Origin of the sequence: Nocardia asiatica NBRC 100129 (assembly GCF_000308415.1) — a bacterium.
In the GTDB taxonomy this organism is placed as follows: domain Bacteria; phylum Actinomycetota; class Actinomycetes; order Mycobacteriales; family Mycobacteriaceae; genus Nocardia; species Nocardia asiatica.
On record NZ_BAFS01000065.1, the window covers coordinates 18,407 to 44,115 of the forward strand.

The 25,709-nt window shown below is 69.5% G+C and carries 30 protein-coding genes; 12 read left to right on the forward strand and 18 right to left on the reverse strand.

What is annotated here, in order from left to right; all coding sequences use genetic code 11:
- Nucleotides 1–682 precede the first annotated feature (682 nt).
- Nucleotides 683–1,555: a haloalkane dehalogenase gene (locus ON27_RS06595; protein ID WP_043720931.1), complete on the forward strand. Its 873-nt coding sequence runs from the start codon at nucleotides 683–685 to the stop codon at nucleotides 1,553–1,555.
- Nucleotides 1,556–1,619: 64 nt separating this feature from the next.
- Nucleotides 1,620–2,480, forward strand: coding sequence for an RNA polymerase sigma factor (locus ON27_RS06600; protein ID WP_043720934.1), 861 nt, complete (start codon nucleotides 1,620–1,622; stop codon nucleotides 2,478–2,480).
- 46 nt (nucleotides 2,481–2,526) lie between these two features.
- Here the strand turns inward: ON27_RS06600 and mmuM are convergent, their stop codons facing one another.
- Both mmuM and ON27_RS06610 read right to left on the reverse strand, forming a co-directional pair.
- The gene (gene mmuM, locus ON27_RS06605) at nucleotides 2,527–3,429 is read right to left on the reverse strand and encodes a homocysteine S-methyltransferase (protein ID WP_043721051.1); all 903 of its coding nucleotides are present in this window, start codon (nucleotides 3,427–3,429) and stop codon (nucleotides 2,527–2,529) included.
- A 48-nt stretch (nucleotides 3,430–3,477) separates the two neighbouring features.
- Complete coding sequence (locus ON27_RS06610) at nucleotides 3,478–4,137, reverse strand: phosphate signaling complex PhoU family protein (RefSeq protein WP_043721054.1); 660 nt, start codon at nucleotides 4,135–4,137, stop codon at nucleotides 3,478–3,480.
- Nucleotides 4,138–4,653: 516 nt separating this feature from the next.
- Between ON27_RS06610 and ON27_RS06615 the strand changes: the two genes are divergently transcribed.
- Entirely contained in the window at nucleotides 4,654–5,049 is a 396-nt protein-coding gene (locus ON27_RS06615; RefSeq protein ID WP_043720937.1) for a nitroreductase/quinone reductase family protein, read from the forward strand.
- An 82-nt stretch (nucleotides 5,050–5,131) separates the two neighbouring features.
- Nucleotides 5,132–6,211, forward strand: a complete 1,080-nt coding sequence (locus ON27_RS06620) for a calcium:cation antiporter (protein ID WP_245559828.1) — start codon at nucleotides 5,132–5,134, stop codon at nucleotides 6,209–6,211.
- A gap of 66 nt (nucleotides 6,212–6,277) precedes the next feature.
- Here the strand turns inward: ON27_RS06620 and ON27_RS06625 are convergent, their stop codons facing one another.
- Complete coding sequence (locus ON27_RS06625; RefSeq protein ID WP_043720946.1) at nucleotides 6,278–6,658, reverse strand: DUF5313 family protein; 381 nt, start codon at nucleotides 6,656–6,658, stop codon at nucleotides 6,278–6,280.
- Nucleotides 6,655–7,146: a MarR family winged helix-turn-helix transcriptional regulator gene (locus ON27_RS06630; RefSeq protein WP_043720948.1), complete on the reverse strand. Its 492-nt coding sequence runs from the start codon at nucleotides 7,144–7,146 to the stop codon at nucleotides 6,655–6,657. Before ON27_RS06630 ends, ON27_RS06625 begins: the two co-directional genes overlap by 4 nt.
- A gap of 117 nt (nucleotides 7,147–7,263) precedes the next feature.
- Between ON27_RS06630 and ON27_RS06635 the strand changes: the two genes are divergently transcribed.
- Nucleotides 7,264–8,265 carry a DUF418 domain-containing protein gene (locus tag ON27_RS06635; protein ID WP_043720951.1) on the forward strand — a complete coding sequence of 334 codons (1,002 nt, stop codon included), beginning with the start codon at nucleotides 7,264–7,266 and terminating at the stop codon, nucleotides 8,263–8,265.
- A 2-nt stretch (nucleotides 8,266–8,267) separates the two neighbouring features.
- On the opposite strand, the gene ON27_RS06640 is transcribed toward ON27_RS06635, so the two are convergent.
- The 5 genes from ON27_RS06640 to ON27_RS06660 all read right to left on the reverse strand — a co-directional run bounded on the left by ON27_RS06640 (nucleotide 8,268) and on the right by ON27_RS06660 (nucleotide 12,106).
- Nucleotides 8,268–9,458, reverse strand: coding sequence for an MAB_1171c family putative transporter (locus ON27_RS06640; protein WP_051046273.1), 1,191 nt, complete (start codon nucleotides 9,456–9,458; stop codon nucleotides 8,268–8,270).
- 4 nt (nucleotides 9,459–9,462) lie between these two features.
- Complete coding sequence (locus ON27_RS06645; protein ID WP_083887406.1) at nucleotides 9,463–10,020, reverse strand: ImmA/IrrE family metallo-endopeptidase; 558 nt, start codon at nucleotides 10,018–10,020, stop codon at nucleotides 9,463–9,465.
- Between the two features lie 3 nt (nucleotides 10,021–10,023).
- Nucleotides 10,024–10,473 carry a hypothetical protein gene (locus ON27_RS06650; protein WP_157227102.1) on the reverse strand — a complete coding sequence of 150 codons (450 nt, stop codon included), beginning with the start codon at nucleotides 10,471–10,473 and terminating at the stop codon, nucleotides 10,024–10,026.
- 159 nt (nucleotides 10,474–10,632) lie between these two features.
- Nucleotides 10,633–11,796, reverse strand: a complete 1,164-nt coding sequence (locus ON27_RS06655; RefSeq protein WP_043721065.1) for a cytochrome P450 — start codon at nucleotides 11,794–11,796, stop codon at nucleotides 10,633–10,635.
- A gap of 115 nt (nucleotides 11,797–11,911) precedes the next feature.
- Nucleotides 11,912–12,106 (reverse strand): heavy-metal-associated domain-containing protein, encoded by a 195-nt coding sequence (locus ON27_RS06660; RefSeq protein ID WP_043720958.1) that lies wholly within the window; start codon nucleotides 12,104–12,106, stop codon nucleotides 11,912–11,914.
- 112 nt (nucleotides 12,107–12,218) lie between these two features.
- On the opposite strand from ON27_RS06660, the gene ON27_RS06665 reads away from it, so the two are divergent.
- The 3 genes from ON27_RS06665 to ON27_RS41130 are packed head-to-tail and all read left to right on the forward strand — an operon-like array spanning nucleotide 12,219 to nucleotide 13,019.
- Nucleotides 12,219–12,656 carry a hypothetical protein gene (locus ON27_RS06665; RefSeq protein ID WP_051046275.1) on the forward strand — a complete coding sequence of 146 codons (438 nt, stop codon included), beginning with the start codon at nucleotides 12,219–12,221 and terminating at the stop codon, nucleotides 12,654–12,656.
- 22 nt (nucleotides 12,657–12,678) lie between these two features.
- Nucleotides 12,679–12,834 carry a DUF6131 family protein gene (locus tag ON27_RS43840; protein ID WP_085994835.1) on the forward strand — a complete coding sequence of 52 codons (156 nt, stop codon included), beginning with the start codon at nucleotides 12,679–12,681 and terminating at the stop codon, nucleotides 12,832–12,834.
- Nucleotides 12,835–12,845: 11 nt separating this feature from the next.
- Nucleotides 12,846–13,019, forward strand: coding sequence for a CsbD family protein (locus ON27_RS41130; protein WP_083887407.1), 174 nt, complete (start codon nucleotides 12,846–12,848; stop codon nucleotides 13,017–13,019).
- A 99-nt stretch (nucleotides 13,020–13,118) separates the two neighbouring features.
- On the opposite strand, the gene ON27_RS06670 is transcribed toward ON27_RS41130, so the two are convergent.
- The 3 genes from ON27_RS06670 to ON27_RS06680 form a co-directional block, all read right to left on the reverse strand.
- A complete protein-coding gene (locus tag ON27_RS06670) occupies nucleotides 13,119–13,847 on the reverse strand; it encodes a VIT1/CCC1 transporter family protein (protein WP_043720961.1) in 729 nt (242 codons plus the stop codon).
- A 38-nt stretch (nucleotides 13,848–13,885) separates the two neighbouring features.
- Entirely contained in the window at nucleotides 13,886–14,260 is a 375-nt protein-coding gene (locus ON27_RS06675) for a hypothetical protein (RefSeq protein WP_043720965.1), read from the reverse strand.
- A gap of 64 nt (nucleotides 14,261–14,324) precedes the next feature.
- A complete protein-coding gene (locus tag ON27_RS06680; RefSeq protein WP_043720967.1) occupies nucleotides 14,325–14,714 on the reverse strand; it encodes a PPOX class F420-dependent oxidoreductase in 390 nt (129 codons plus the stop codon).
- A gap of 155 nt (nucleotides 14,715–14,869) precedes the next feature.
- On the opposite strand from ON27_RS06680, the gene ON27_RS06685 reads away from it, so the two are divergent.
- On the forward strand, nucleotides 14,870–15,865 hold the full coding sequence (locus ON27_RS06685; protein WP_043720970.1) for a sigma-70 family RNA polymerase sigma factor: 996 nt from the start codon (nucleotides 14,870–14,872) through the stop codon (nucleotides 15,863–15,865).
- Here the strand turns inward: ON27_RS06685 and ON27_RS06690 are convergent.
- Nucleotides 15,862–17,805 (reverse strand): UvrD-helicase domain-containing protein, encoded by a 1,944-nt coding sequence (locus ON27_RS06690; RefSeq protein ID WP_043720974.1) that lies wholly within the window; start codon nucleotides 17,803–17,805, stop codon nucleotides 15,862–15,864. The two genes, ON27_RS06685 and ON27_RS06690, sit on opposite strands and share 4 nt — an antisense overlap.
- 135 nt (nucleotides 17,806–17,940) lie before the next feature.
- A complete protein-coding gene (locus tag ON27_RS06695; RefSeq protein WP_245559824.1) occupies nucleotides 17,941–19,008 on the reverse strand; it encodes an AraC family transcriptional regulator in 1,068 nt (355 codons plus the stop codon).
- Between the two features lie 39 nt (nucleotides 19,009–19,047).
- Between ON27_RS06695 and ON27_RS06700 the strand changes: the two genes are divergently transcribed.
- Nucleotides 19,048–20,553, forward strand: coding sequence for a flavin-containing monooxygenase (locus ON27_RS06700; protein ID WP_043720977.1), 1,506 nt, complete (start codon nucleotides 19,048–19,050; stop codon nucleotides 20,551–20,553).
- Between the two features lie 23 nt (nucleotides 20,554–20,576).
- Here the strand turns inward: ON27_RS06700 and ON27_RS06705 are convergent, their stop codons facing one another.
- A complete protein-coding gene (locus ON27_RS06705) occupies nucleotides 20,577–21,389 on the reverse strand; it encodes a DUF1460 domain-containing protein (protein ID WP_043720980.1) in 813 nt (270 codons plus the stop codon).
- A gap of 169 nt (nucleotides 21,390–21,558) precedes the next feature.
- On the opposite strand from ON27_RS06705, the gene ON27_RS06710 reads away from it, so the two are divergent.
- On the forward strand, nucleotides 21,559–21,936 hold the full coding sequence (locus tag ON27_RS06710) for a hemophore-related protein (protein ID WP_043720984.1): 378 nt from the start codon (nucleotides 21,559–21,561) through the stop codon (nucleotides 21,934–21,936).
- A 51-nt stretch (nucleotides 21,937–21,987) separates the two neighbouring features.
- Here the strand turns inward: ON27_RS06710 and ON27_RS06715 are convergent, their stop codons facing one another.
- Together ON27_RS06715 and ON27_RS06720 are read right to left on the reverse strand one after the other, a co-directional pair.
- Entirely contained in the window at nucleotides 21,988–23,151 is a 1,164-nt protein-coding gene (locus ON27_RS06715) for a sensor histidine kinase (protein WP_043720987.1), read from the reverse strand.
- A complete protein-coding gene (locus tag ON27_RS06720; RefSeq protein ID WP_174377818.1) occupies nucleotides 23,148–23,804 on the reverse strand; it encodes a response regulator transcription factor in 657 nt (218 codons plus the stop codon). Before ON27_RS06720 ends, ON27_RS06715 begins: the two co-directional genes overlap by 4 nt.
- Before the next feature lie 112 nt (nucleotides 23,805–23,916).
- On the opposite strand from ON27_RS06720, the gene ON27_RS06725 reads away from it, so the two are divergent.
- Nucleotides 23,917–24,327 (forward strand): nitroreductase family deazaflavin-dependent oxidoreductase, encoded by a 411-nt coding sequence (locus tag ON27_RS06725; protein WP_043720991.1) that lies wholly within the window; start codon nucleotides 23,917–23,919, stop codon nucleotides 24,325–24,327.
- A gap of 355 nt (nucleotides 24,328–24,682) precedes the next feature.
- On the opposite strand, the gene ON27_RS06730 is transcribed toward ON27_RS06725, so the two are convergent.
- The gene (locus ON27_RS06730; RefSeq protein WP_043720994.1) at nucleotides 24,683–25,621 is read right to left on the reverse strand and encodes an alpha/beta hydrolase; all 939 of its coding nucleotides are present in this window, start codon (nucleotides 25,619–25,621) and stop codon (nucleotides 24,683–24,685) included.
- Between the last annotated feature and the right edge of the window lie 88 nt (nucleotides 25,622–25,709).

Consider the following 25,709-nt stretch of genomic DNA (forward strand, 5'->3'; position numbering starts at 1 on the left):
GCCGAACCCACTTGAAACTGTAACCGGCGTCAAAGTATCCAGTCTCGGTGTTCGAGCAACCGAACGGCGCGTATGAGATTCGGCACAGCGGAAGGTTCGCGCCCGGCTCGCCGGAACTACCGGCCGTAGTGCGGGCCCGCCCCCGAATCGCCGTGCCGGCGCCGATTCGGGGGCGGTTTATCACGAGGAGACCTGTGGAGCCGCGCGGTTGCGCGGATGGTTGTCCACTCCGAATTCCGCGCTGGGACGACACCACGGGGCTGATGAGGGGGAGGTCCCGAGGTGTCGAGCCGCGCCTGCTCCGGACTCACTCGTGACGATCAGGGGATGATCGGGATCCGGCCGGTGCCGGGGACCACGCGGGTCCGTACCCTGGCGAGGGCCAGCACGCATCAGCTCCATCTCGATCTCGCTTTATTCTACGTATCAAGACAGTAGATAGGCGAGATGTCGATTGGCAAGTTCGTTCCGATGGTTCGAAAACTTTCTCAGCCGTTCTTCAGTTTGCGCCATGCGCCTACTGCATGACTACGGATGTCACCATGAGATGACGGCGCAGCGATCGATGGGTTCAGGCTGGTCTTCGGTGTGACGACACTCACTTAGTGTCCGGTCACAGACAAGCGAAATCGTGTGTCGAAACGGGTGCAGGCAGAACATTTCCGACCCGGAAGGACCCATCATGCCGACCGTCGACGTACTCGACTCCTTCATCCACTACCGCGACACCGGTGTCGGCGACACCCCCGTGGTGTTCCTGCACGGCAATCCGACCTCCTCGTATCTGTGGCGCAACGTCGTCCCGCACGTCGCGGACCGGACCAGGGCGCTGGCGCCGGACCTGATCGGCATGGGGGAGTCGGGCAAGCCCGTCAGCGACTACCGATTCACCGACCACGCCGCCTACCTGGACGCCTGGTTCGACGCGCTCGCGCTGGACCAAGTGGTGCTGGTCGGCCACGACTGGGGTGGCGCGCTGGGCATGGACTGGGCCGCCAGGCATCCGGGCCGGGTGCGCGGCGTCGCGCTGATCGAGACGTTCCTGCGGTCGATGCGCTGGGACGAGATGCCTCCGCTCGGCGCCGAGCTGTTCCGGAAGTTCCGGTCGGCGGAGGGCGAGCGAATGGTGCTGGAAGAGAACACTTTCATCGAGTTCAACCTGCCGAAGGGCGTCGCCGACCTGTCGGCCGAGGATCACGCCGTGTACCGGGCGCCGTACCCCACGCCCGAGTCGCGCAAGCCGCTGCTGGCGTGGCCGCGTGAATTCCCGCTGGACGGCGAGCCCGCCGACGTGGTCGCTGTGGTGGCGAACTACGGCGCGTGGGCGGCCGCGACTCCCGAGGTGCCCAAACTGCTGATGGCGCTGGCGAACGGAGTCGGACTGGGGTCGGCGGAGGTGATCGGCTGGGCGGCGGAAACTTTCGCGAGCGCCGAGGTCGCGCCGATCGGCCCGGCCGGCCACCACGCGCCGGAGGACCGGCCGGAGGAGATCGGCCGGGCGGTCGCGGGTTGGCTCGACCGGCACGCCCTGATCGGGGCGGTCGCTCGGTCGTGAGCCCGGCCATGGTGTGACCCGCCGCCGCTTGCGCCGACCTCGGCGCCGGCCGAATGATGGCCGGATGATTACGGAGCACGAGCGGGTCGCGGCGCAGGAGAAGGTCATGGTCGCCCGCGCGGTCGCGGGCGACCGGGACGCCGTCGCCCAGGTGGTGCGCCTGCTACAGGACCCGCTTTACCGGTTGGCCCTGCGGATGGTCTGGCGGCCCGACGAGGCCGAGGACGCCACGCAGGAGATCATGGTGCGCGTCCTCGACCATCTGCACACCTGGCGCGCCGAAGCGAAGCTGCTCACCTGGGCCTACCGCATCGGCGTCAACCACCTGCTGAATCTGCGGCGGCAGACTCCGCAGGAGGCCGCGCAGCTGAGCTTGGACGCCTACCGGGACGGACTGGCCGACGGGCTGTCGGAGGCGGACTATCGCGGACCGGAAGCGGTGCTGCTGACCGCCGAAGTCCGGCTCACGTGTAGCCAGGGCATGCTGCAATGCCTGGCCCGCGACGAACGGGTGGCCTTCGTGCTCGGCGACGTGTTCGAGCTGAGCTCGGCCGAGGCGGCCTGGATAATCGGCATCACCCCCGCCGCCTACCGGAAGCGGTTGCAGCGCGCCAAGAAACGGCTCGGGAACTTCCTGAACGCGACTTGCGGCCTGGTCGACCCGCAGGCGTTCTGCCGCTGTTCGCGGCGGGTGGATCGGGCGCTCGCGCTGGGGCGGGTCGATCCGCGCCGTCCGGTGTACACGCGCCATCCGGTCAGTCCGGGCGGGCGCACCGCGGCCGAGGCCGAACAGCAGATGATCCGGCTGCACGATGCGGCGTCGGTGCTGCGCGCGCACCCGGACTACGCCGCGCCGCGAGCGAAGATGGACGCGATCGCGGGGCTGCTCGGTTCCGGTCGCTTCCCGATGCTCGACGAGCAGTGACCCGTCCGGCGGGTCGTCGCGGCGAACGCCATCGGAGCAGGAGTGTTCAGCCGGGCGGATCGGTGGCGGTGCCGTCCGCGATGGACGCGGAGCCCTTCAGTTCGGTTGCGAGACGGGCGATGTCGGCGGGGCCCACCCGGCAGCATCCGCCGATGACGCGCGCGCCTCGCGCGAACCAGTCATGGGCGCGACGCGCGTCGAACCGCGCGGGACCGGTCCAGCGGTGGCGCTGCGCGTCCCATCCTTCGCCGCTGTTGGGGTAGGCGATCCCGGCTTTGCCGGTGCGAGCCGCGAGCTCGACCGCGGCCGTGACATCGGCGGGCGCGCAGCAGTTGACGCCGATCGCGACGATCGAGTCCGAGCCCGCCGCTACCGCGAAAGCGTCGGCGAGTGGCTGCCCGGCGCGGGTGCGCGCGCCGTCGATGGTGTAGCTGAGCCACGCTGGCACCCCGATCTCGTCCACCAGGCTTACCAGCGCTTCGGCTTCATCGATGTCGGGAACGGTCTCCAGCGCCAGCAGGTCGGCGCCCGCCTCCGCGAGCACCTCCATCCGCGGCCGGTGCCATGCCCGTAGTTCGGCCACGGTGCACCCGTAGCGGCCACGGTATTCCGACCCGTCGGCGCGGGCGGCGCCGTACGGGCCGATCGAGGCCGCGACCCATCGGCGTCGCCCGTCGGCGCAGGCGTCACGCGCCGCGCGGGCCAGGGCCACGCCACGCCGCCAGAGCCGCACCGAATCCGCCCTGGTCAGCCCGCGCGCGGCGAAACCATCGACCGATGCCTGGTAGGTCGCGGTGGTGGCGATGTCGGCGCCCGCCCGGAAGTAGGCCGCGTGCACGGCCTCGATCGCGGCGGGTTCGTCCACGAGCAGCCGGGCCGACCACAACGCGCCCGCTAGGTCGTGGCCGCGCGCCTCCAGTTCGGTGGCCAATCCGCCGTCCGAGATCAGTGCCTCCGCCGCCGAGTCGAACAGCACGGTTCCACTGTAGGACTGGGCTTACTCGTCGTCGCTGGGCTGGGCGGTCGGGGGGACCCCGGTGTCGAGGAAGCGGATGAGCCGATCGATGCGGGCGGTGTGGTCGATACAGCGTTCCAAGTGGTGGCCCAGCAGCGCGATATCGATCGCTACCTCGGTGGGCGGCTGGGTCCGCGGCTCGCGCAGCGTGGCATGCAGTTGCTGGTGCAGCGTTTCCATCGAGCGCGCCGCAGGCGTCTGCTCCTCGGCCTGTACCTGGCCAGCGACCGCTTGCGCGGCCAACGCCGTGCGTCGCGCAGCCAGCTGCCCCATCGCGGCGAGGACGTCCAGGATGGGTGGAGTGGCCACGTGTCCCGGATGGCTCCGATACACCTGGTCGGCCACCCGGCTGGCGAGCCAGCCGATGCGGGACAGTTCACCGGCGATCTGGATCGCGGTCACCACATGCCGCAGGTCGCGCGCCACCGGCGCCTGCAGCGCCAATAGCACCACGGTGCGCGCCTCGCACGCGCCGTACATCTTCTGCAACTGCTCGTCCAGCGCGAAAACCTCGTAGGTCGCGGTGAGGTCGGCGCCGACGAGCGCGTCGGTGACACGCTCGACGGCGTCGTGGGCGAGCGTGCACATCAGCGTCAAATCTTTCGTCAACGCGATGAGCTCGGCAGTGAACTGAGTGCGCACCGCCAAATTCTCGCTTATCGACCGCCGCGCGGTCGATTCCTTGCCGGATGTTCTTCGGTAACGACCTCGCCTCGGCGCGGCGTTCGAGGTCCACCGCGATCGGGAGTCCGCGGGCGCGGCTGTGGTGTCGCCGGGAAAGCGGTTCCTGCCAGTGGTTTCGCGCGGGTGCGAGCTTCGACGTTGCTACGAGTCGAGGGGCGCCGACCCGGTGCGGCCACCTTGTCTCCGCAGCTGGAACGAGCTGCGGAGAGTTATTGGCGTACGCGGAGATTATGGCGCACATCACAAATGACTCTGTCGCGCATGGCGACTCGTCCGATTGCTCAGGGCATGCCTCACCCAGCCCGGTGCTGCGGCACGGGCGGTCGATCCTGCGCGCTGCCGCGTGCGGGAGTTTGCGCCCGGGTATCTGTGCGGGCCATGCCCCGGTGTGGGACTGCCCGTGCCCTGCTCAGCGCATGAATCGTGCTCCCGGCGAGACCTGCTCGCGGACGCCGCCGGTGTTACCGTCGCGGCATGCCGAACTTGCGTGACATCCAGCATCGGGTGGTGACGGCGTTCCAGCGTGCCGTCGGCAACCCGATCCTTGGCAGGCTGCCCGGGCAGACTCTGCTGGAGACCACCGGCCGGGTCAGCGGACAGCCTCGGATCACCCCGATCGGCGGGCGGAAGATCGGGCAGGAATTCTGGCTGGTCTCCGAGTTCGGTGAGCGTTCGCAGTATGTTCGCAATATCAAGGCGGACAACCGGGTTCGGTTGCGGCTGCACGGAAGGTGGCACACGGGCACCGCGCACCTGCTGCCCGACGACGATCCGCGCGCCCGTCTGGCCGCCCTGCCGCGGGCCAACAGCGCGGCCGTCCGGGTCGTCGGCACCGATCTGCTCACCCTCCGCATCGATCTGGACGACTGAGCGCGCGGCCGGGCGGTCGAAGTCGGTCGCCCGACGGGGATGCGGATAGTTTGCTGGGACGATGGTGGGCATGATCCGTGTGCTGCTCGCCCGTTGGACCGTTCTCGTGCCGCTCCTGGCCGTCTTCGCTCTCGCGGCCACGTGGGGCCGAAGTCTGCCCGGCGTCGCGGTGGCGATCGTGGTGCCGGCGTTGATCGGGGCCGTGCTCGCCGCGGTGCACCACGCGGAGGTGGTCGCGCTCCGGGTCGGCGAACCGTTCGGTTCGCTGGTGCTGGCGATCGCGGTGACCGTGATCGAAGTGGCCCTCATCCTGACGCTGATGGGCTCGGGCGGCGACGAGACCGCCACCCTGGCGCGGGACACCGTCTTCGCCGCGGTGATGATCACCTGCAACGGCATCTTCGGGCTCTGCTTACTGGTGGGCGCCCTGCGCAGGCGGGTGGCGGTGTTCAACGCGGAAGGCACCGGTGCGGCGCTGGCCACCGTAACCACCCTCGCGACGCTCAGCCTCGTGCTGCCGACCTTCACCACGAGCAAGCCCGGCCCGGAGTTCTCGCCCGCGCAGCTGGCCTTCGCCGCGGTGGCCTCGCTCGCGCTGTACGGCTTGTTCGTGATGGTGCAGACGGTGCGTCATCCGGACGACTTCCTGCCGGTCGAGGCGGACGGCGTCGTCACCGAGGACGACGGGCGCGCCGAGCTGCCCAGTGGGCGCGCCGCGCTGGCCGGTCTCGGTCTCCTGGTCGTCGCCCTGATCTGCGTGGTGGGACTGGCGAAGGTGGTCTCGCCCGCCGTCGAGTCGGCGGTCGAGTCCGCGGGGCTGCCCCCCTCGGCGGTGGGTGTGGTGATCGCGCTGCTGGTGCTGCTGCCCGAGACGCTGGCCGCGGTGCGCGCCGCGCGCCGCGACCAGGTGCAGATCGGTCTCAATCTCGCCCTGGGCTCGGGTATGGCGAGCATCGGCCTGACCATTCCGGCGATCGCGGTCGCGAGCATCTGGCTGGACGGTCCCCTGGTGCTCGGCCTCGGCGCGACCCAGATGGTGCTGCTGGCCCTGACCGTCGTGGTGGGCGGGCTGACCGTCGTTCCGGGGCGGGCGACGCTCCTGCAGGGCGGCGTCCACCTGGCCGTGTTCGCGGCCTTCGTCGGACTCGCCGCCAGCCCGTGAAATGTGGCGGCCGCGTCTCGCCCGCTTGCGGCAGGCCCGGGGCACAGGACTGCGCGCTCGAGCCGCTCAGTGCGGATGCCGCGCCGCGTACCTCGCCCGTTCCACCTCGCGCTGCCGCGCCCGGCGCGGGTTCTCCAGATCCGCGGGCAGCCCGTGCTTCGCGAGCCGGTGCGCGCGGTTCATCGGCATGAACGCGACGGTGTAGAACAGGGCCAGCAGCAGCGCCAGCAGGACCATCGCGCCGCGCAGCCAGAATTCGCCGGGGAACAGCAGGAACGCCGCGAACAGCGGGGTGAACGGCACCATCCCGCGCAGGATGTGCCGGACGGTCGCGAACCTCCCGGTCAGGTCCGCGCGCACCCAATCCCGCATCGATTCGGGCAGGCGGCGACCGAATGCGTAGCCGATCCACTGGATCGGATCGGGACGTCGGCGCTCTGCGGTCATGCCTGTGCTCCTGCTTCGGCGGCGATGGCGTCGGGCCCGGCGAGCACCGATCGGCGGGCCGCCTCGTTCACCCGGGTGAGGACTTCGCGCAGCTCCTCGAGGTCGGCCAGGGTGACGCCGAGGCGGCGCACGACGGCAGGCGGAATCCGCTCGGCCTGCTCGCGCAGCCGGGCTCCCGCCGAAGTCAGGTCCACCACCAGGTTGCGCTCGTCGCGACTGTCGCGGCCCCGGCTGATCAGCCCCGCGGCTTCCAAACGCTTGAGCAGCGGGGACAAGGTGGGGGAATCGAGCTGAATGGCCTCGGCGATCGCTTTGACCGACATCGGCGCCTCGCCCCAGAGCGCGAGCATCACCAGATATTGCGGGTGGGTGAGCCCGAGCGGCTCGAGTAGCGGCCGGTAGACGGCGAGCACCGCGCGGTTGGCCACCGCCAGCGCGAAGCACACCTGCCGGTCCAAGCGCAGCGGATCATCGATCTCGGTCTCCATCGAGCCTCCTTGTCCTGCTTCAAGTTAGCGCACTAATAGTTAGTGCGTTAATCAATGTGTGCGACATCTCCCCGCGAGATCCCGGTGTGACGGCGGCTGCTCGATACCGTGAAACGCATGCACAACGACCCTGGTCCGCCGCGCATCGAGGAACTGGACGCGGTGCGCGGGTTCGCGCTGTGCGGGATTCTCGTAGTGAACATCTGGCAGATCACCGGGATGGTCGCGACGGACGGATCGGGCGTGGTGATCCCGCTTCGCCACGTGTTGTCGGTGGTGTTCGAGGGACGGTTCTTCCCGATCTTCTCGTTCCTGTTCGGGATCGGTTTCGCCCTGCTGATGGACACGGCGGCGGAGCGGAGCGAGCGGCCGCGGCTGGTCTTGATCCGCCGCCTGCTCGCGCTCGCGGTCGTCGGTCTGGTGCATCAGCAGTTCCAGCCGGGTGAGGCGCTGCTGCCGTACGCGCTGGCCGGGTTGCTGATCCTGGTGCCCGCGTCGGCGCTGCCGAACTGGGTGGTGCTGCTGGCGGGACTGGCCGGCACCTTCGGCGTCGCGCTGGCCCTCGGCGGCGGACTGGCCTTGGTGCCGGGATTGTTCCTACTCGGATCGGCCACCGCGCGGGCCGGGATCGTGGACACCCTGGACGAGCGAGGTTGGCAGATCGGTGCGGTCTTCGTCCTGGCCCTGCCCGCCGCGATACTGGCGGGCAGGTGGGAATACCGCACGCCGTATCTCGAGCTGTGGTCGACCCCCGCCATAGCTGTGGCGGGTCTGCTGGGCGCACTGGCGTATCTCACCGGCTTACTGCTCTTGCTGCGGATCGAACCAGGCCAGGTGCTGGCGGAGGTGTTGCGCCCGCTGGGCCGCATGACTTTGACCAACTACGTCGGCGCCACTGCTGCGATCCTGCTGGCGGCACCACGGCTGGGATTGTTCGGCTCCGACGACTACGCGACGGTCCTGGGGTTGGCGGTCACGATCATCGTGGTGCAGGCGGTGTTCAGCGCCGTGTGGTTGCGATTGTTCGCCTACGGTCCACTGGAATGGGTGTGGCGCTGCGTCACCTGGTGGACGATGGCGCCGATCCGGCGGACGGGGGCGCCGAGCCGCGCGTACTGAGTTCAGCGCCCACCAGTGGGATTCTCCAGCGCGGTCAGCGTCGCGGAAACCAAAGGCGCGGTGTCGAACTGGTCGGCGACCTCGGCCAGCCAAGCCAGCTCTGCTGCCAGCGTGGGCAGGCTCGGCTCGGCGAAGGATTCGTCGTCCCCGGCGGGTGGCAGGCCCAGCCGGTACGCCCGCAGCGCGGCGGCGATGCGGGCGGCTTCGATCGCGGCGGCTCGGGTGCGGACTGGGACGGCGAGTTCGGTCGCCAGGCGCACGGCGATCGCGGTCGCCTCGGCGGACAGGTGCGGTTGCAGGCGCAGCAGCCAGTCCCGGATCTCGATCACCCTGCGATACACCCGATCGCGGGCCGCCGTGTTCCGGTCGGGCGTGGGCGCCAGCTCCGGGTCCACCTCGCGCAGGGCCAGCCACAGCGGGCGCAGCCGCGGCAGCGCCCGCAGCCGGGCGTTCGTGTGCAGCAGCCAGGGCGCCAGGGAGGGGCACAGGTAACCGACCAGCATGACGGTCGCGCCCAGGCTCGCGAACGCGGGCGCGACGTCGGTGTTGAGGGCACGCAGATCGACGTCGAACCACGCCGCGCCGATCGCGATCACCTTGCCCGCGCTGTAACCCAGCGCGACGGCGCTGCCGGCGGCGAGCAGCCGGAGACCCCGCCGCAACCAGATCTGGTCGACCTCGCCGATCCACCTGCGGCACAACACGATGATGCGGAGCAGCGCCGCCGAGTACACCGTCAGGTAGACGCCGAGGAAGACCACCGCGAGCGGCACCTTCGCGTAGTGGGCGTCGAAGTCGGTCGGATGACTCGCATCGTGCACCGGAGCCACGGTGAACAGCACGACCAACACCGCGAGCACGAGCACCGGCAGCGTGAGGACACCCCGCCCCGTCCCGGCCTCCGGCTCCTGGGACGCCACCATGAACCCGGTCCATACCACCTGGGCGAGCACGGCACTCGCGATGGAGCCGTAGACCACGAGCGAAGCCAGATTGGGAATCCCGGAGACGTCCCCGATCCAGGAGTAGATCTGCGGCACAGCCGCTTCGAATCCGATCCCCGCCGCGAGAATGGCGAACGCGACGGCCCATCGCGCGGGACTACCCGGATTGCGCAGGGCGAGGGCGACGCGCCATAGGAAGGCGGCGAAGGCCAAGGCGGCCACGCCGCCGTAGACGAGTCCGAACCACATCGGCTCAGCCCTGCCCCGGCCCCAGCGCGTCCAGCAGGCGGCGCGCGGCGACCGGCGCGGAATCCGGCAGGACCCACTCTTCCCTGGCGGTCCACTGGGTGATGTGATGGGCCATCAGCATATTCGCGATGTGCTCCGCTTCGCGCTCCTGCGGCTGCGCGTAGCTGGTGCGCCCGAGTATCCGCCGCACGACCGCGGGGTCGATGTTCGGCGCGAGCAGTCGAACCGCCGCCACGCCGCGGACGTCGACGGTGCGGTGCCCGGCGAGCAGATGGCCGAGTTCGTGACAGATGATGTGGTCCTGGTGAACCTTCGAGGTGTTGCGCTGGTAGGCGATGAAGTCGATCGCGTCGGTGACCAGCAGGCCGCCGGTGAGCCCGGTCACCGGAAAGCTTTCCGGACGCAGGCGCAGCGGCCGGGCGCGGCGCCCGGCGATCGCCTCGGCGAGCTCGACGACGGTGAACCGGCCGGGCAGTCCGAGGCCGCGCAGTTCGCGGCGCAGCCAGCGACGATCCAGCACCGGCTGGTCACCTCCGTCCTTGCTCCAGGCCGCGATCCGCATCGCTCACTCGCGTTGTTCGTTCTCGATGCGCCGCAGGATGTCCAGCATCGCCAGCACCGACTCCGCGCGGACCGTACCCTGTTGCAGGCCGTCGCGCAGCACCAGTTCCAGCACCTCGTGCTCGGCATTTCCCTTGAGCGCGTTGATCAATGCCAGTTCGCTGCCCCGCGCGGCCGCCAGTTGCGGATCGGTGAACGGATCCAGGCTGTCGAGCCCGAAGTAGCCGCGGAACACCTCGAGCGTCTCATAGGACGGGTTCACCGCCTGCCCGGTGCGCAGCTTCCAGAGGTAGTTCGCGGACAGGCTCGTCCCGGTGGTGCGGTGGATGTCCTCGGCGAGCGCTCGATGGGTGATCTCCTGCGGCCGTCCGTCTTTGCTCGCGGGCGGGTGCATTCCGTTGATCAGCGTGTTGAGAGCCCGCGTGAACGGGTGTGCTTCCTCCCCCATGGTCACCGTGTCTCCTGTAGTTGACAGCGTGTGTGTCGTAGATCATACTCGTCCGTGCTCCGCCGGCGCATGCCGGTGTGGTCGCCCCGAAGGGGTGGGTGACCGCGAGAGGCCCGGCATCCGAAAGCGGGAGCAGGTGGGGCGATCATCGTCGCTCGCCCCATCTCATCGCATTTCCACCGGCAGTGCCAGCGGACCCCGATGGCGAAAACCGGAGCGCCAGACGATCTCTCGCTCGTGCAGCGCGAGCATCGAGTCCGGCCACCGGGTGAGGACGTGATCGATCGCCGCGACCGTGACGGTGCGCACCAGCGCGTTGCCCAGGCAGGCGTGCATGCCGTAGCCGAGTCCGAGTTGCGCCCCGCGGTCCCTGACCAGGTCCAATTCACCGGGCTGGTCGAAGAATTCGGGATCGCGGTTGGCCGAGGCGAGGCACAGCAGGACGGTCTGCCCCGCGCGAATCGTGGTGTCGCCGAGGCTCAGGTCGGTCGTCGCGAAACGCGGCCCCGCCAGTACCTGCGGAGACAGGTACCGCAGCAATTCGTCCACGGCGGACTGCTTGTCGGCCGCCGTGCGCCACATCCGCACCCGGCCGGGATGGCCGAGCAGGGTGAGCAGCGAGCCCGCGATCAGGTCGGCGAGCACTTCGTACCAGACGAACAGCAGGTAGAACAGCAGTCCGGCCAGTTCGTCGGCGCTCGGCGAGCCGCAGTCCCGGTGCGCGGCGACCCACCGGCCCAGCGCCGTGCCGGGCCGGGCCCGCGCGGTGGCGGCGGTGATGATCGCGTGCATGGCGGCGAGGGTGTCGCGGGCGCGGGGCGGCGACGCCGACGCGAGCAGTGTCGAATCCGCCCAGCCGAGCAGACGTTCCGAGACGGGTCCGTCCAAACCGAGCAGTTCGCTCAGCACGGCCGCGGGCAGGGGCACCGCCAGCCGCTCGACCAAATCGACCGTCGTGCCCGGAGCGTGCTCGCGCAGCAGCGAATCCACCAGCCCGGGAGCGAGTTCGGCCCACTCGGCCAGCCTGCGCGGCGACAACTCGGCGGTCACCAGGCTGCGCAGCCGCGCGTGATCGGCCGGAGCGGCGTTGAGCATCTCGTCCAGCGGTGGTGGTACGAGGAAGCCGCGATAGTCGTCCCCCTGCGCGTGCCGGACCCGGGTGGACAGCCGTGGATCCAGCAGGCCGGCCCGCACATCACGGTATCGGGTGACCAGCCAAGCCGGCGGGCCGTCCGGCGTCCGGACGCGATGTACGCCCCCTGCGCTGCGCAGCCGATCGAGCGCGGGCCACGGGTCTCGTGCGAATTCGGGGTCGAACACGTCGGTCACCCGGCCATCATCTCGCACGATGGCGTGCGCACGGGTGGGGATGGTCTCCGCACGGACCGAATACACCGTCTCGCGCGGCGGGGGCGCTGCCGTCTCGCGCGGCAGGGCGCTCCGATCAGGAGGCGGAGGCTCCGGTCTGCCGGATCGCGTCGAGAACCTCACCGTAGGTCAGCGTCGTGGAGTTCACCAGGGCGCGCTCCGACGGTACGTCGATGTCGACGGAGTCGATGCCGTTGACGCCGCGCAGCGCGGATTCGATGGCCGACGCGGACTCGCGGGTGACGTTGTGCAGAGTAACTGTGTAGGTCATGCAATTCGCATTGACCGATTCGTCCCGCCCAAACTTTCCTTTTCGCCGCGTTTGATCGCCCGGACCCCGGGAATAACGGAGTTGTCATACGACTCGACCCCCAGGGATTGCCATGATCATCATCATCGGGCTCGTCGCCTTGATCGCGGCCGTGATTATCGGAGTTGCCGCCGTGGTCGGCAACACAGGCCCCGCTCAGCAACTGACGAGCGATTTCGCGGTATTCGACTATCACTTCCACGGCTCCACCGGCGCGCTGTTCGGCTACGGCGTCGTGCTAGGGGCGATCGGGATGTTCGGACTGGCGCTCGTCCTAGCGGGCGCTTGGCGGGCGACCCGCCGCGGCATGGTCGCACGTCGTGAACTTGCGCAGTCGCGTCGCGAGATGGCGGCGGTGCGGCGTGATCTGGCGTCGGACAACACCGCTCCCGTCAAGGGCGCTGCCGGGGAGCCGGCCTGGCGGCGGTGGCTGCGCGCACCCGGTTCGGGTGGCGCCCGGACCGATCGCGGCGCGACGGTATCGACCTCGAAACCCGTGACCGCGAAATAGTTGAGAGAAAAGGAATACGACAATGATTATTCTCGGCCTCATCCTCCTGGTTCTGGGCTGGCTGCTCGGAATTTCGCTGCTCACCACCGCGGGCATCATCGTGCTGATCATCGGGCTCGTACTGCTGGTGGCCGGCTCGGTGGGCCGTCCGGTGGGTGGCCGCCGCTGGTACTACTAGAGGAATTCGGCATGAAGTTCGAAGATCGCCTCGCGCACCGAGTGCAAGCGACCAGGGGCAGCATGAAGAAATTCCTCGGCAAAGCGACCGGAAACTCCCGGCTGGAGGCCGAGGGGCGGCGTGATCAGGCTCGCGGCAACGTCAAGCGGGCCGCGGACAAACTGCGGGACGCGTTCAAGCGCTGACCGCGACCGGCGACCAGATGCCGGGCGCAGACCGATGGTCTACGCCCGGCAGCGGCGTGCGTGGGGAAAGCGGCAGTCGTGCGTCGGATCGCGACGACGTCAGATTCCGGCGACGTCGGCCAGCTGCCCGATACCGTAGGTGACGGCCATGGCCAGCGCACCGCCGACCACCACCCGCAGCACCGCTCGGCCACGGGAGCTGCCACCCAGCCCGGCGCTGACCGACCCGGTGAGGGCGAGCGCCGCGAGCACGGCCGCGAACGTCACCGGAATGCGCGCGGTGACCGGCGGCAGCAGGATCGCCAGCAAGGGCAGCAGTGCGCCGAGCGTGAAAGCCACCGCCGAGGACAACGCCGCCTGCCAGGGATTGGTCAGCTCGGTGGGGTTCAGGCCGAGTTCGGCCTCCGCGTGCGCGGTGAACGCGTCGTGCGCGGTGAGTTCCTCGGCGACTTTGCGCGCCGTTTCGGGCGTCAGCCCTTTCGCCTGGTAGATCTCCGACAGTTCGGCCAGCTCGTAGTCCGGCTCGTCGCGCAACTCCCGGCGTTCTTTCGCCAGCAGGGCCCGCTCCGAATCGCGCTGGGTGCTGACCGATACGTATTCGCCCACCGCCATCGAGATCGCGCCCGCCGAAATACCCGCGATGCCCGCGGTGAACAACGCCGCGGTGTCGGTCGTCGCCGCCGCGACGCCGACGACCAGCCCGGCCGTGGACACGATGCCGTCGTTCGCGCCGAGCACGCCCGCGCGCAGCCAATTGAGCTTGCCTGCGAAACCGTCGCCGTGCGGTTCGTGCGGATGCGCGCCGGAGGCACTGGTGGTTCGAGCCATGAACGCACCTTAATCAACGCCGCACGCGTCCACGGGACCTAATCGCGGTGCCGGCGCGGAATCGCGAGTGGATGCGGAAGCATCGTGCGGTGGATGATCTGCAGGATCAGCAGGAACAGAATCGAGAGCGCGGCGGTGGTGTAGTCCCCGAGCAACACCGCCAGCACCGCGAACGTGCCGAACACGGGAAACTCCAGCATCGCGCACCAGCGCAGGATCCGCAGCCGCCTGGCGTTGGCGGCCAGCCGTTGCACGCCGTCGTCGATGATGGTCAGCGCCGTCTCGTAGCGCACCATACCGTCGCCCACCTGGACGAACATGTGCACCGCTTGGTCGCGGCTGAGTTCGCCGAGCCAGGCTCGGTCGATCAGCCGCTTGCCCTCCTCGGCGACCTCCTTGATAACCGCGTCCATGCGGCCCCCTTCCCAGTCGATCCCGGGAAGTCTAGCGGCCGAATCGTCCCTTCCCAGTGGCGATTCAAGCCGGTGGGAAGACGTAGACCCGCTCCGGTGCGATCCGCACGATCAGCCGCCGCGCCTCGGGTTCCGGCGGCGGCGTCGCGCCGCCCATGTACTTGGCGTACATCGCGGTGGACAGGGTCTTCTCCGGGTCGTCGGTGATCTCGACCCGGCCGCGCACCTCCACGTACCGGCCGTCGGCGCGGCTGAGCACCAGCAGGCTCACCCGGGGATCCCGCCGCATGTTCCGGGTTTTCAGCCGTCCCTCGATCGTGCTGAACAGCAGGGTGTCGCCGTCGTAGTCGACGAAGATCACCGAGGACTGCGGACGGCCGTCCGCGTTCGCGGTGGCCAGCACTGCGGCGTGGGGGCCGTCGATCAGGGCGCGCACGGTGTGGTCGAGTGGCATGGGAATTCTCCTCCTTCGATGCGGGAACCACGGTGATTCCCGATGTGCGGACTTCCGCCGGAAGCCGGAGGAATCGGGGCCTGCGATTCTTTTTCGGGTCCCGCCCGGTCTCATCTGTGACGGCTCACGTTCCGTGGACAGGAAAGGACCAGCGGATGACCTCGACCAGCGCGCTGCCCGACGCCGAATTCACCTGCCGCACCCAGCCGTATCGCCGGGAACTGCTCGCGCACTGCTACCGCATGCTCGGCTCGATTCACGACGCCGAAGACCTGGTACAGGAGACCTATCTGCGGGCATGGCGGTCCTTCGACACCTTCGAGGGGCGCTCCTCGGTGCGGACCTGGCTGTACCGGATCGCCACAAACGCGTGCCTGACCGCGCTCGGGCACCACGGGCGGCGTGTGCTGCCGTCCGGCCTCGGCGCACCGGGCGCGGACCCGTCCGCGCCGCCGGTGGCCGCCGCCGAGGTCAGGTGGCTCGAGCCACTGCCGGACGCCCTGGTGACGCCGGAGTCGGCGGACCCGGCCGGCGTGGCGGTGGCTCGCGACAGCCTGCGCCTGGCGCTCATCGCCTGCCTGCAATACCTCAACGGAAGACAGCGTGCCGTGCTGCTGCTGCGCGAGGTCCTCGGCATGCCCGCGGCCGAGGTCGCCGATCTGCTGGACACCAGCACCGCGGCGGTGAAGAGCACGTTGCAGCGCGCGCGGGCCCGGCTCGCCGAAGTGGCGACGGCTGCCGAGCAGGCCGTGCCGCCCAGCGATCCGGGACAACGCGCGCTGCTCGACGAGTACCTTGCCGCGTTCCACCGTGCCGATCCCGCGGCGCTCGAACGACTGCTGCACCGCGACGCCGTGCTGGAGATGCCGCCGTCGGGCACCTGGTTCGCGGGCAAACGAACCTGCGTCGACTACCTGGCCCAGCAGGTCCTCGGCGCCCCGGGCGAGTGGCTGCTGTTTCCCGCCGCGGCCAACGGACAACTGGCCGCGGTGGCCTATCACCGGGAAAACGGCTGCGACTATCGGGCTTTCGGCGTCGCGGTGCTCACCACTACGAAGGACTCGATCATCCGGATCACCGCGTTCGGCGACCCGGGCCTGGTCCCGGCCTTTGGATTCGCCCCGGCCCTCGGGACGACGGCGACCCGCTAGCTCCGGTCGGCGCCAGGACGGTCGTCTCGGATACCGATCCACGCGTAGTCGCGCGCCCTGGTGATCGCGACGAGCTTCTGGCGGTCGGCGAGTTCGGCTCGCTCGCGGCTCGCGCCCGCGCCCGGCTGCCCGCCGCCCGACCAGGTCGGGTGGAAGACGGCGGCGAAGTCGAGGCCCTTGGCCCGGTGCACCGTGCCGACCTTGACCGCGTCCCTCGGCGTCCCGTCGTACTCCTCGAGGCGCAGCGTCGCTATGCCGACGGCGTCGAGCGCCCCGGCGAGCCGATCGCTCTCTTGGCGCGTCCTGGTCAGCACGGCGATATCCGACAGCGGTTTTCCGCACTCTCGGACGCCCCGGACCAGCGCGGCCTCCAGGTACGGGTCGGGTCCACGCCAGATGTGCACCAGGCCGTCGGGCAGGGCGACGTCGGCGTCGCGCAACAGCACACCGGGCGCGTCGTCGAAATCGCCCAGGGCGTTGACCGCGTCGATGCCTGCCGCGTTCTCCCAGACCCGGCGGCGATTGCGGTAGTTGACCCGCAGGATCTCGCCGCGCCCGCGCAGGTTGATCCCCGCGTCGGCCATTCGCCAGCCGCCCGGGTACACCTGCTGCTGGCCGTCGCCGAGCAGCAGCAGCGGACTCGATCCGTTGCCCCCGGCGATGGCATGGGCCAGCCGCAGCCCGGCCAGCGTCATGTCCTGCACCTCGTCGACGACGACCACGTCGTACGGTTCGGCCAGCGGTTCGTTGCGGATCTCGGCCAGCGCGACGGCGATCACGTCGCTGTAGTCGGAGATGCCGCGCCGGCGCATCTCGCGCACGTAGGGGACGTAGAGCCGCCGCCACACCTCGGCGCGCTGGTCGCCGTCGAGGCGGATGCCGTCGCGTCCGAAGCGCTCGGTGCGCTGGTAGACGTCGAGATCGTCGATCTCCCGCCCCTTGATGACCCGGTCGATCTCCTCCCGCCAGTAGCTCTCGTGTGGCTCGATGGCCTCGAAGTCCGCTCTCGCGTCCGCCCAGACGCGAGCGAAAGCTTGGTCGGCGCCCTGTGGGTCGAGCCTGGGCGCCGCGATCCGCCGACCGAGGAAATCCAGCGCCCAAGCATGCAGTCCGGCGAACTGCACCCGGCCCTCGGTCCCGGGCGCGAGCCGGCGGAAGTAGGTCTCTTGGCAGTTCGCCAGGGTCTTGACGAACGTCGTGTACAGCTGACGTCCGGTGGATCGCTTGGCCTGCCTGGCCATCCGGTGCAGGGCCACCACCGTCTTGCCGGTGCCTGCGGGCCCGGCCAGCCGTGCCGGGCCGGTGTAGGCGCGGTTGACCAGAGCTTCCTGTTCGGGGTCCAGGAATGTCATCCAGTGCTGGAACGGGCTCCGCAGCGCCGTGTCCCGCTGCGGAGCGAGCACGTCCGCCCGTTCGAGCAGGGCGAGATCCGGTGGGCCGTCCTCTTCGATGTCGAGCAGGTCGTAGTCGCGCGCGGACTGGTGCGCGATCGTGTTCGCGATCGCCTGTGCCCGGCTCGGGCGCAGTTGCCGGTCTCGCGCGCGGATCACCCGATCGAGCTCGCCGGGCCCGGCGACGGCGAAGCGACCGTCCTCGCGCAGCTGCGCCGCGGCCGGGACGAGCAGGACGATCTGCACGTCGTGGGCGACCACCTTCTCCCGCCCGAACTGCAACTTGCCGAACCTCTTTTCGACGTCGCGGTGGATGTCGTCGAGTTCGGCGGGCACGTCATCGGCGAAGCGCAACGCGAAAAGCCCTGTCCCGCAGATCAGCAGCGCGTGGGCGTGGTCGGCGGGCGTGCGGCCCGGATCGCGGTGCACGAGCAGGTACCGCCCCGGCCGAGCCAGCGCGTCGGCGAGAAACGCCCCCTGGTGCGACGTGAAGCCGGGAATGCGGGCCAGCGTGTCCGCCACACGGGCAAGCCAGGTGTCGGTGCTCATGGGTCCCCCTTCCGGGGCACACCTACCCCGTCTTCGACGGTAAAGTCCGAGCGTCGAGGAGGGAACGGACCGAACGCATTCGCTTGGAACCGTTACCGAAGCGGGCGGATCGGACATCCGGCCGTAGTCGAGTCGTCACCCGAAAGTGTTGTGCGCCTGCGTTCTTGCGTGCGGACCGGCGCGCCGTACGGCGGTAGGCGTTGTGCCCCACCACCTTCGAGCGCAGCGGGTGAACGTCGCCTGCTCCGACAGTCCGATCAGCGAGGCGACCTGACTCATCGGCATATCCGTGGTGGTCAGGTAGCGGCGCGCCGCATCGCGGCGGATCTCGTCCAGAATCGCGGCGAACGAGGTCCGCTCGGCCGCGAGACGTCGTTGCAACGTGCGCGGATGCACGGTGAGCAGCCTCGCGACAGCGCCGATCTCGGGCGCGGACGTACCGAGCAGCTGCCGGACCGCGGCACGCACCTTGGGGGCGATCGCCGCGTCCGCGCCGCCGGACTGTTCGGCGAGGAACGCCATGGCCAGCCGGTGCAGATTCTCGTCACCGCCGGACAGCGGCCTGCTCGCCAGGCTGCTCGGCACCCGCAGCGCCGCGAACGGCCGCTCGACGCGCACCGGAGCGCCGAAGAACTCCTCGTAGTCGGCGATCGGGGCCCGCGGCCGGTAGGGCAGCTCGACCGAGCGCAAGCCGTAGCGGTCGTCCACCAGGCGCGCGATGGTCCGATGCACGAACGCCAACCCCAGATCGGTGCCCTGCACGGGCGTGGCCGATCCGGCCTGTACCCCGTACCGCAGCGCGAGCACGCCGCGATCGCCGTAGGGGTCCGGTTCCAGCGTCAGGCTCAGCGACCGCGCGTGCAGGAACAGGTATCGCGCCGAGCATTCGAGCACGTCGGCCAAGGACGGCGAATTCCGGATGGCCAGCGCCAGCGGGCCGAGCATGTCCAGGTCCTGCCGCAGCGAGATCCGCAAGCCCAGATCGGGGCAGCGCAGCTGCTGCGCGGCCAGTTCCAGCACGCCCGCGACCCGATCGTCGGGCACGAGCAGGTCGTCGGCGTCCAGGGCGGCCACCGGCAGCCCGCATGCCGTGGCCAGCGCCTCGGCGTCCCCGCCCAGCTCGGCCACGGTGGCGCGGAATCCGCGCAGCCCCGCGGACCGAATCACCGACATGTCGTCGAGGATCAAATACTTGTCGCGCAAAGTCAAGAAAGGTAACCACTCGGCTCGCACACTGGAGGCATGAGCGAGACCGCCGCTGCACCCGAGCACCTCGATGTCGTGATCGTCGGCGCCGGACTCTCCGGTATCGGCGCGGCCTATCGGTTGCAGACCGAGTGCCCTGGCAAGACCTACGCCGTGCTGGAGGCCCGCGACACGCTCGGCGGCACCTGGGATCTGTTCCGCTACCCGGGGATTCGCTCGGACTCCGACATGTTCACCCTCGGCTATCCGTTCAAACCGTGGCGCGACGCCAAGTCCATCGCGGACGGTCCGTCGATCCTGCGCTACATCACCGAGACCGCGACCGAACACGGCATCGACCGGCACATCCGCTATCGCACCAAGGTGGTCGCCGCCGACTGGGACAGCGGCGCCGCGCGCTGGAGCTTGACGCTGGAGCAGCGCGACGCGTCGGGCGGCGTCCAGACGCGCACGCTGAGCTGCGGCTTCCTCTACGCCTGCGCCGGGTACTACGACTACGAGCAGCCGTACGCGCCGGAGTTCCCCGGCATCTCCTCCTTCACCGGCGAGGTGGTGCACCCGCAGTTCTGGCCCGAGGACTTCGACTATCGCGGCAAGCGCGTCGTCGTGATCGGCAGCGGCGCCACCGCCGTCACGCTGGTTCCGGCCATGGCACAGCAGGCGCAGTCGGTGACGATGCTGCAGCGCACGCCGACCTGGATCAGCGCCGTACCGGGCCGGGACAAAGTGGCCGACAGAATCCGCGAACTGCTCCCGGCCCGGCTGGCGCACCGCCTGATCCGCACCAAGAACATCCTGTTCGGCATCGGTTTCTACCAGTACTGCCGACGGCGTCCGGAAGCGGCGCGCAAGCTGCTCACCGGCCTCACCACGCGCATCCTGAAGGACGACAAGGCCGTCGCGGAGCATTTCACGCCCAGCTACAACCCGTGGGACCAGCGGCTGTGCGCGGTGCCGGACGCGGACTTCTTCAAGGCGATGAAGAAGGGCAAGGCCGACGTCGTCACCGATCACATCGATGCGTTCGTGCCGGAGGGCATCCGGCTGCGGTCCGGCCGTGTGCTCGAGGCGGACGTCGTGATCACCGCGACCGGGTTGAAACTGCTGGCCTTCGGCGGTATCTCACCCAGCGTGGACGGCGCGCGGGTCGAGTTGTCCGAGCAGTTCGTCTGGCAGGGGACCATGATCACCGGCGTGCCCAACTTCGCCGTGTGCATCGGGTACACCAACGCCTCTTGGACGTTGCGCGCCGACCTCTCTTCCCGGCTGATCTGCAAGGTGCTCAACCACATGGATCGCAAGAGCTACGCCTCCGTGGTGCCGCAACCGCAGGGCGAACTGGCCGAGCACCCGCTGCTGGATCTGGCTTCCGGGTACATCCAGCGCTCCATCGGCGAGTTCCCGCGGCAAGGCGATCGTCATCCGTGGAAGGTGCGCCAGAACTACCTGCTCGACTCGGCGACGACGTTGCGCACGGATCTGGACAAGACGCTCACCCCGACGCCGAAATCGGCTGTGCGGCAGCCCGCTCCCGTCGCCTAGCTCGGCGGGTGGCCCGGCGTGAGCTACTGCGCGCGCAGGACGACAATGCCCGGCGTGGACCGGACGTATTCCATGAAGGGCGAGTTCACCACCATGTTGTTGCCCGCGAGCGAAGACGCGTTGCGGAAGACCGGGCCCGCGGGCGTCATGACGAAGATGCCGACATGGGTGACGTCCAGGCCCGGCTGGTCGGCGTAGGCGCCGATGTAGTCGCCGGTGCGGAGCCTGCTCACGACGTCCTGGTCGACGGCGGCGCTGGGCACGTAGGTGACGGCGCGTTCCACCACGGGCAAACCGGGCAGATGGTTACCGCCGTCGGCTTTCGCGTTGAGATGCTTGCCGACCGTCACCGCCGCTGTGCTCACACTGGCCGTGATGTCGGTGGCCGCGACCCGGGCGGTGTGCGACCAGTCGCTGAAGAAGTGTTTGCGCTGGCGGAAGTCGACCCGGCCACCGGCATAACGCGTTTCGATCAGATTGGCGGTGAACTGGTCCCGATCGGTGGATCTGCTGAGCGCCTCGACATAGTCGAGGTAGGTGAAGCAGTCCACCCGGCGGAAGTCGACGACCAGCTGTTCGGGCTCGGTCGCCGACCCGACGAGCATGTTCGCGCCGTACGGCGTACCCAGGAACGGCCTCGACAGCAGCTCGATCAACTCGGCCTTGCTCGCCGAGGCGGGCGCCTGAGCGCGCAACGACAGCAATTCGTCGAGCTTGCGCGCGGTCGCGTCGTCGAGCTGCGCGGCCCGCGGCGCACCCAGCGCGGCGGGCGGTATCGACGCGGCGGCGCAGACGACGGCCGCCAGGACGAGCAGTACGCGAGCGATGGTGCGCAAGACGCCTCCAGTAGCGGGTGATCGGTACACGACAGCGACACCCACGGTAGCGGGCAGCGGCCAGCCGCGGCCTCCAATGACCTAGCGCCGTCCAAACACCCTTCTTGATGGACTGAACGCCGGGTCACGTCGCGCTGGCCCGAACCTCTCACCGAAAGGGTTATCCGACATGACGAGAATCGTGCGAGTCACCGTCGCTCTCGGCGGTCTGATCGCCGCGGGTGCGCTGCTCGTTCCGGCGACCGCCGCCGCGCAGCCGGGTCCGGGCGGGCTGCTCGAGACGACGTGCAGCTTCGCGCAGATCGATGCCGCCGCCCACGCCCAGTTCCCCGAACTCGCCGCCAAGCTCGACGCGCACCCCGAACGCAAGGCCGAACTCGCGGAATTCCTCAACCTCCCGGTCGACCAGCGCAAGCAGCGCGCCAAGGAGTTCATGGACAAGCACCCGGAGGCTCGGGGCAGGTTCGAGGAGCGTCGCGATTCGCCGCAGGCTCAGCAGCGCCACGAGAAACTGCGCGCGCTCGCCGACACCTGCCACAACTACTGAGCACAGCACGGGCGAGGTGTCGGACTCGCCCGTGCCCCACCGGGCGGCCCGCTATCTCCCAGCGTGGGGGAGTTCGACGGTCACCGCGAGCCCGCCGTTCGGGCGCGCCGCCGCGCGGACGGTGCCGCCGTGGGCCTGCGCTACCGAGCGCACGATCGACAAACCGAGTCCCGCGCCGCGTCCGCCGGAGTCGGCCAGACGTTCGGAGGACCGCAGTCGGCGAAATGGTTCGAAGAGGCCGTCGACTTCGAACGCCGGAACCCGTGGTCCGCTGTTCTCCACCATGAGCGTGGCGCGCCCACCGAGCGTCCGGGACCAGATCGTCACCCACCCGTTCTCCGGCAGGTTGTAGCGCACCGCGTTGTCGAGCAGATTGTGGACGAGGCGTTCCAGGAGCAGCCGATCCCCGAGGACCGGTGCGGTTTCGAGGTCCGCGGTGATCCGTGCGCCCCGCCGGTCGGCAGGCGTCCCGAGCGCGTCGGCCGCGATGTCGGCGAGGTCGGTGCGGTGATGTTCGGTCAGCCGCTGTTCGCTGGTGGCCAGCACCAAGAGGCCGTCGATCAGCCGTTCGTGGCGGAGGTTGACCTCGAGCAGCGTGGCGCCGAGCCTGCGGGTGGACTCCGGCACGTCCGGGTCTTCCAGCGCCACCTCGATCAACGTTCGATTGATCGTCAGCGGTGTGCGCAGTTCGTGGGATGCGTTGGCGACGAACCGGCGCTGGCCGTCGAACGCCCGGTCCAGGCGTTCCAGCATCGCGTCGAAAGTATCGGCCAGATCTTTGATCTCGTCCTGCGGACCGTCGAGGGCGATGCGCTCGTGCAGGCTGGTGTCGGCCACCCGTCGCGCGGTCGCGGTGATCCTTTGCAGGGGATGCAGCGCCCGTCCTGCCATCAACCAGCCGAACCCGCCCGCGGCAATGCCGACGGCGCCCAGGGATACCAGCGACCACGTCAGCATGGCGCGCAGAGTGTCGCGCCGGTTCCGCTGGGCTTGCTCGGTCAGCGCCTGGTACAGGTCGGTGGAGACCGGAGCCCGGTGCCGTTCCGCACGCTCGACGAGATACTCACGCACCACTTGCTGCGCGGCGACACCGGGCCGTCGCTCCAGGAACTGGTTCAGATAGAAGTACATCAAGGTGATCAGCACTGCGCCGGCCAGGAAGAACGCCGTCGCGTACAGCAGCGTGAGCCGCAGCCGGATGGTGCGCCCGCTCATCGGATCCGGTATCCGACGCCGGGCTCGGTCTCGATCACCGGCGGGTCGCCCAGCTTCCGCCGCACGTTCATGATCGTGTACCGCACCACGCCGGTGAACGGGTCGATGTGCTCGTCCCATGCCTTCTCCAGCAGGTGTTCGGCCGAGACCACGCCGCCGTCCGCCCGCAGCAGTTCGGCGAGCACCGCGAACTCCTTGCGCGACAGCGGCACCGGCCGGTCGTCTCTGGTCACGGCGAAACGGTGCTGGTCCAGCCGGATGCCGGACCGTTGCAGCACCGGGGGAGCGGCGCGGCGCGCGCGGCGCCCGAGCGCCTGGATCCGGGCGACCAGCTCGGCGAACGCGAACGGTTTGGTGAGATAGTCGTCCGCGCCCAGTCCCAGACCCGCTACCCGCTCGGCCACGGCGCTCGCGGCCGTCAGCATCAGGATCCGAGCGGCGCCTTCGGACTCGACCAGTGTTGCGCACACCGCGTCGCCGGGGACATCGGGCAGGTCTCGGTCGAGCACCACCACGTCGTAATCGTTGACGCCCGCGCGCTCCAGCGCCGCGCCGCCGTCGTACACCACGTCGACCGCCATGGCGTGCCGCCGCAGCCCGTCGGCGATCGCGTCGGCCAGCAACTTCTCGTCCTCGACAACCAGCACCCGCACCCCGCCATCGTGCCCCCTTCCGCTGTTGGGCGGCTGTTAGTTCAGCGGAGCCGGGCAGTCTGGGTAGGCTCGCGCACGACCCGGCCCACCGCATTCGCAGGAGAGACAAGCCATGGCAGGCGACTGGAACGCCCAGATCATCGAAGAATTCCGCGCCAACCAGGGCAAGGTCGGCGGTCCCTTCGAGGGCCGGGAACTGCTGCTGCTCACCAGCATCGGCGCCAAATCCGGGCTGCCGCGCACCAATCCGCTCGCCTTCGTCCGCGACGGCGGAGACATCGTGGTGATCGCCTCGAAAGCGGGCGCTCCCACCAACCCCGACTGGTTCCACAACGTGCGCGCCAATCCCACGGTCACCATCGAGATCGGCACCGAGACGTTCCACGCGACGGCCGCGCCGGTCACCGAGGGCCCCGAACGCGATCGCCTCTACGCCGCGATGGTCGAGGTCATGCCCGGCTTCGCCGAGTACCAGGAGAAGACCGATCGGGTGATCCCGGTAGTCAAGCTCACACCGCGCTGAACGCAGGCGCGTTCGGGGGTCAAGCGTCATCCCCGCCTTCGCGTAGTAGGCGCGCACAGACCGCGGCCCGGTGACGTCCACTCCTGCGTTCCCGCGATTCGGCTCTGCGAGTGCGCACGGGACCGCCGGGGCGGGAAGCGCAGCCGCGACTCGATGTACCGGGCACCGGCCGAGTCGCCGCCAGGGGACACAGCGGCGTGACAACTCGGCCGCAGTCCGGGTCGTCGGCTGTCCACGTCGCGCTCACGAGTTCGATATCGGCGGGGTCGCATGCGGTTCAGGGTCGGCGGGCTGCGTTGCGCGCATCGAGTTCGGGTATCGGCGGCGCGGGCCCGCACCTCGGAGCGTCAGCCGATCAGGCCGCGCCCACCGAGGACAGCAGCATGGGGAGGGCGGCTCGCATCTGGATCTTCCAGGCGTCCCAGTTGTGGCCTTGGTCGGGGACATACCGTTCGTCCACCTGCGCCCCGAGCTGTTGCAGACGGTCCACGAAGCGGAAGTTCTGTTCGTAGGCGGCGGACTCCACGGCATCGCCCTTGCCGTAGGAGACGAACAGCGGGATGCCGGTGAGGTCGGCGGCTCGGCTGTACGGATTGTTGGCGACCCAGATGTCGCGGCGGACGGCGTAGTCGCCCCAGACCCGTTTCCAGTCGGCGGCGCAGCCCTGGCCCGGCTTGTCGGGTTCGCCGGGGGCGCCGGAGTCGTGCAGCGGGTCGACGTTGCCGCTGAAGGAAGCGGCCGAGTTGAACCAGCCCGGATGCGCGGCGGCGAACTTCATGGCGCCGAGACCGCCCATGGAGTTACCCGCGACGGCGCGGGTCGTATCGGCGCGGTATCCCGATTCCAGCAGGGTGCGCACGTCGTCGAGGAGGTAGCTCTCCCAGGCGGGCGGACCGCCGCGACCGTCGTTGTACCAGTTGGAGTACGCGCTGCACCAACTTGTTTCGGGCAGGACGAAGATCGCCTCCTTGCCCGCGGTGAGCGCCTCGAGATCGCCTTTGTCGGTCCAGGACTTGTGGTCGTCGAAGCCGCCGTGCAGCACCCACACGGTGGGCCAGGTACGGGCGGCGTCCTTGGACCAGCCGGGCGGGAGCAACAGCCGGACCACCTTGACCGACCAGTCCGGGCCCTCCAAGTGGGGAGAGGAGAGCCCGATGTCGAGGATCCGGTCGCTTACCCGGGTCTCCCAGCGCACCGTGGGCGCGGCCCGGGCGGGCTGCGCGGACAGCAGGGGCGCGGTGAGGCCCGCGAGGACGGTGGCGATGGCGAGGGCAATCCGGCTCAGGCGACGCAACGATCGGACCTTTCTGCGGTCATATCGAAATACTCACTCTCGCAAGTGAATCTAAAGCATCGCGCCGTCTGTGAATAGCGCTGTTCGC

Excerpts from the sequence above, each read along its gene's own strand:
- ON27_RS06690 (WP_043720974.1), bottom strand. The coding sequence starts at position 17,805 with ATGAGCACCGACACCTGGCTTGCCCGTGTGGCGGACACGCTGGCCCGC.
- ON27_RS43840 (WP_085994835.1), top strand. The coding sequence starts at position 12,679 with ATGATTATTCTCGGCCTCATCCTCCTGGTTCTGGGCTGGCTGCTCGGA.
- ON27_RS06725 (WP_043720991.1), top strand. The coding sequence starts at position 23,917 with ATGGCAGGCGACTGGAACGCCCAGATCATCGAAGAATTCCGCGCCAAC.
- ON27_RS06595 (WP_043720931.1), top strand. The coding sequence starts at position 683 with ATGCCGACCGTCGACGTACTCGACTCCTTCATCCACTACCGCGACACC.
- ON27_RS06685 (WP_043720970.1), top strand. The coding sequence starts at position 14,870 with ATGACCTCGACCAGCGCGCTGCCCGACGCCGAATTCACCTGCCGCACC.
- ON27_RS06645 (WP_083887406.1), bottom strand. The coding sequence starts at position 10,020 with ATGCGGATCGCGGCCTGGAGCAAGGACGGAGGTGACCAGCCGGTGCTG.
- ON27_RS06675 (WP_043720965.1), bottom strand. The coding sequence starts at position 14,260 with ATGGACGCGGTTATCAAGGAGGTCGCCGAGGAGGGCAAGCGGCTGATC.
- ON27_RS06625 (WP_043720946.1), bottom strand. The coding sequence starts at position 6,658 with ATGACCGCAGAGCGCCGACGTCCCGATCCGATCCAGTGGATCGGCTAC.
- ON27_RS06715 (WP_043720987.1), bottom strand. The coding sequence starts at position 23,151 with ATGAGCGGGCGCACCATCCGGCTGCGGCTCACGCTGCTGTACGCGACG.
- ON27_RS06640 (WP_051046273.1), bottom strand. The coding sequence starts at position 9,458 with ATGTGGTTCGGACTCGTCTACGGCGGCGTGGCCGCCTTGGCCTTCGCC.
- ON27_RS06630 (WP_043720948.1), bottom strand. The coding sequence starts at position 7,146 with ATGGAGACCGAGATCGATGATCCGCTGCGCTTGGACCGGCAGGTGTGC.
- ON27_RS06615 (WP_043720937.1), top strand. The coding sequence starts at position 4,654 with ATGCCGAACTTGCGTGACATCCAGCATCGGGTGGTGACGGCGTTCCAG.
- ON27_RS06665 (WP_051046275.1), top strand. The coding sequence starts at position 12,219 with ATGATCATCATCATCGGGCTCGTCGCCTTGATCGCGGCCGTGATTATC.
- ON27_RS06710 (WP_043720984.1), top strand. The coding sequence starts at position 21,559 with ATGACGAGAATCGTGCGAGTCACCGTCGCTCTCGGCGGTCTGATCGCC.
- ON27_RS06670 (WP_043720961.1), bottom strand. The coding sequence starts at position 13,847 with ATGGCTCGAACCACCAGTGCCTCCGGCGCGCATCCGCACGAACCGCAC.
- ON27_RS06600 (WP_043720934.1), top strand. The coding sequence starts at position 1,620 with ATGATTACGGAGCACGAGCGGGTCGCGGCGCAGGAGAAGGTCATGGTC.
- ON27_RS06635 (WP_043720951.1), top strand. The coding sequence starts at position 7,264 with ATGCACAACGACCCTGGTCCGCCGCGCATCGAGGAACTGGACGCGGTG.
- ON27_RS06660 (WP_043720958.1), bottom strand. The coding sequence starts at position 12,106 with ATGACCTACACAGTTACTCTGCACAACGTCACCCGCGAGTCCGCGTCG.
- ON27_RS06680 (WP_043720967.1), bottom strand. The coding sequence starts at position 14,714 with ATGCCACTCGACCACACCGTGCGCGCCCTGATCGACGGCCCCCACGCC.
- ON27_RS06700 (WP_043720977.1), top strand. The coding sequence starts at position 19,048 with ATGAGCGAGACCGCCGCTGCACCCGAGCACCTCGATGTCGTGATCGTC.
- ON27_RS41130 (WP_083887407.1), top strand. The coding sequence starts at position 12,846 with ATGAAGTTCGAAGATCGCCTCGCGCACCGAGTGCAAGCGACCAGGGGC.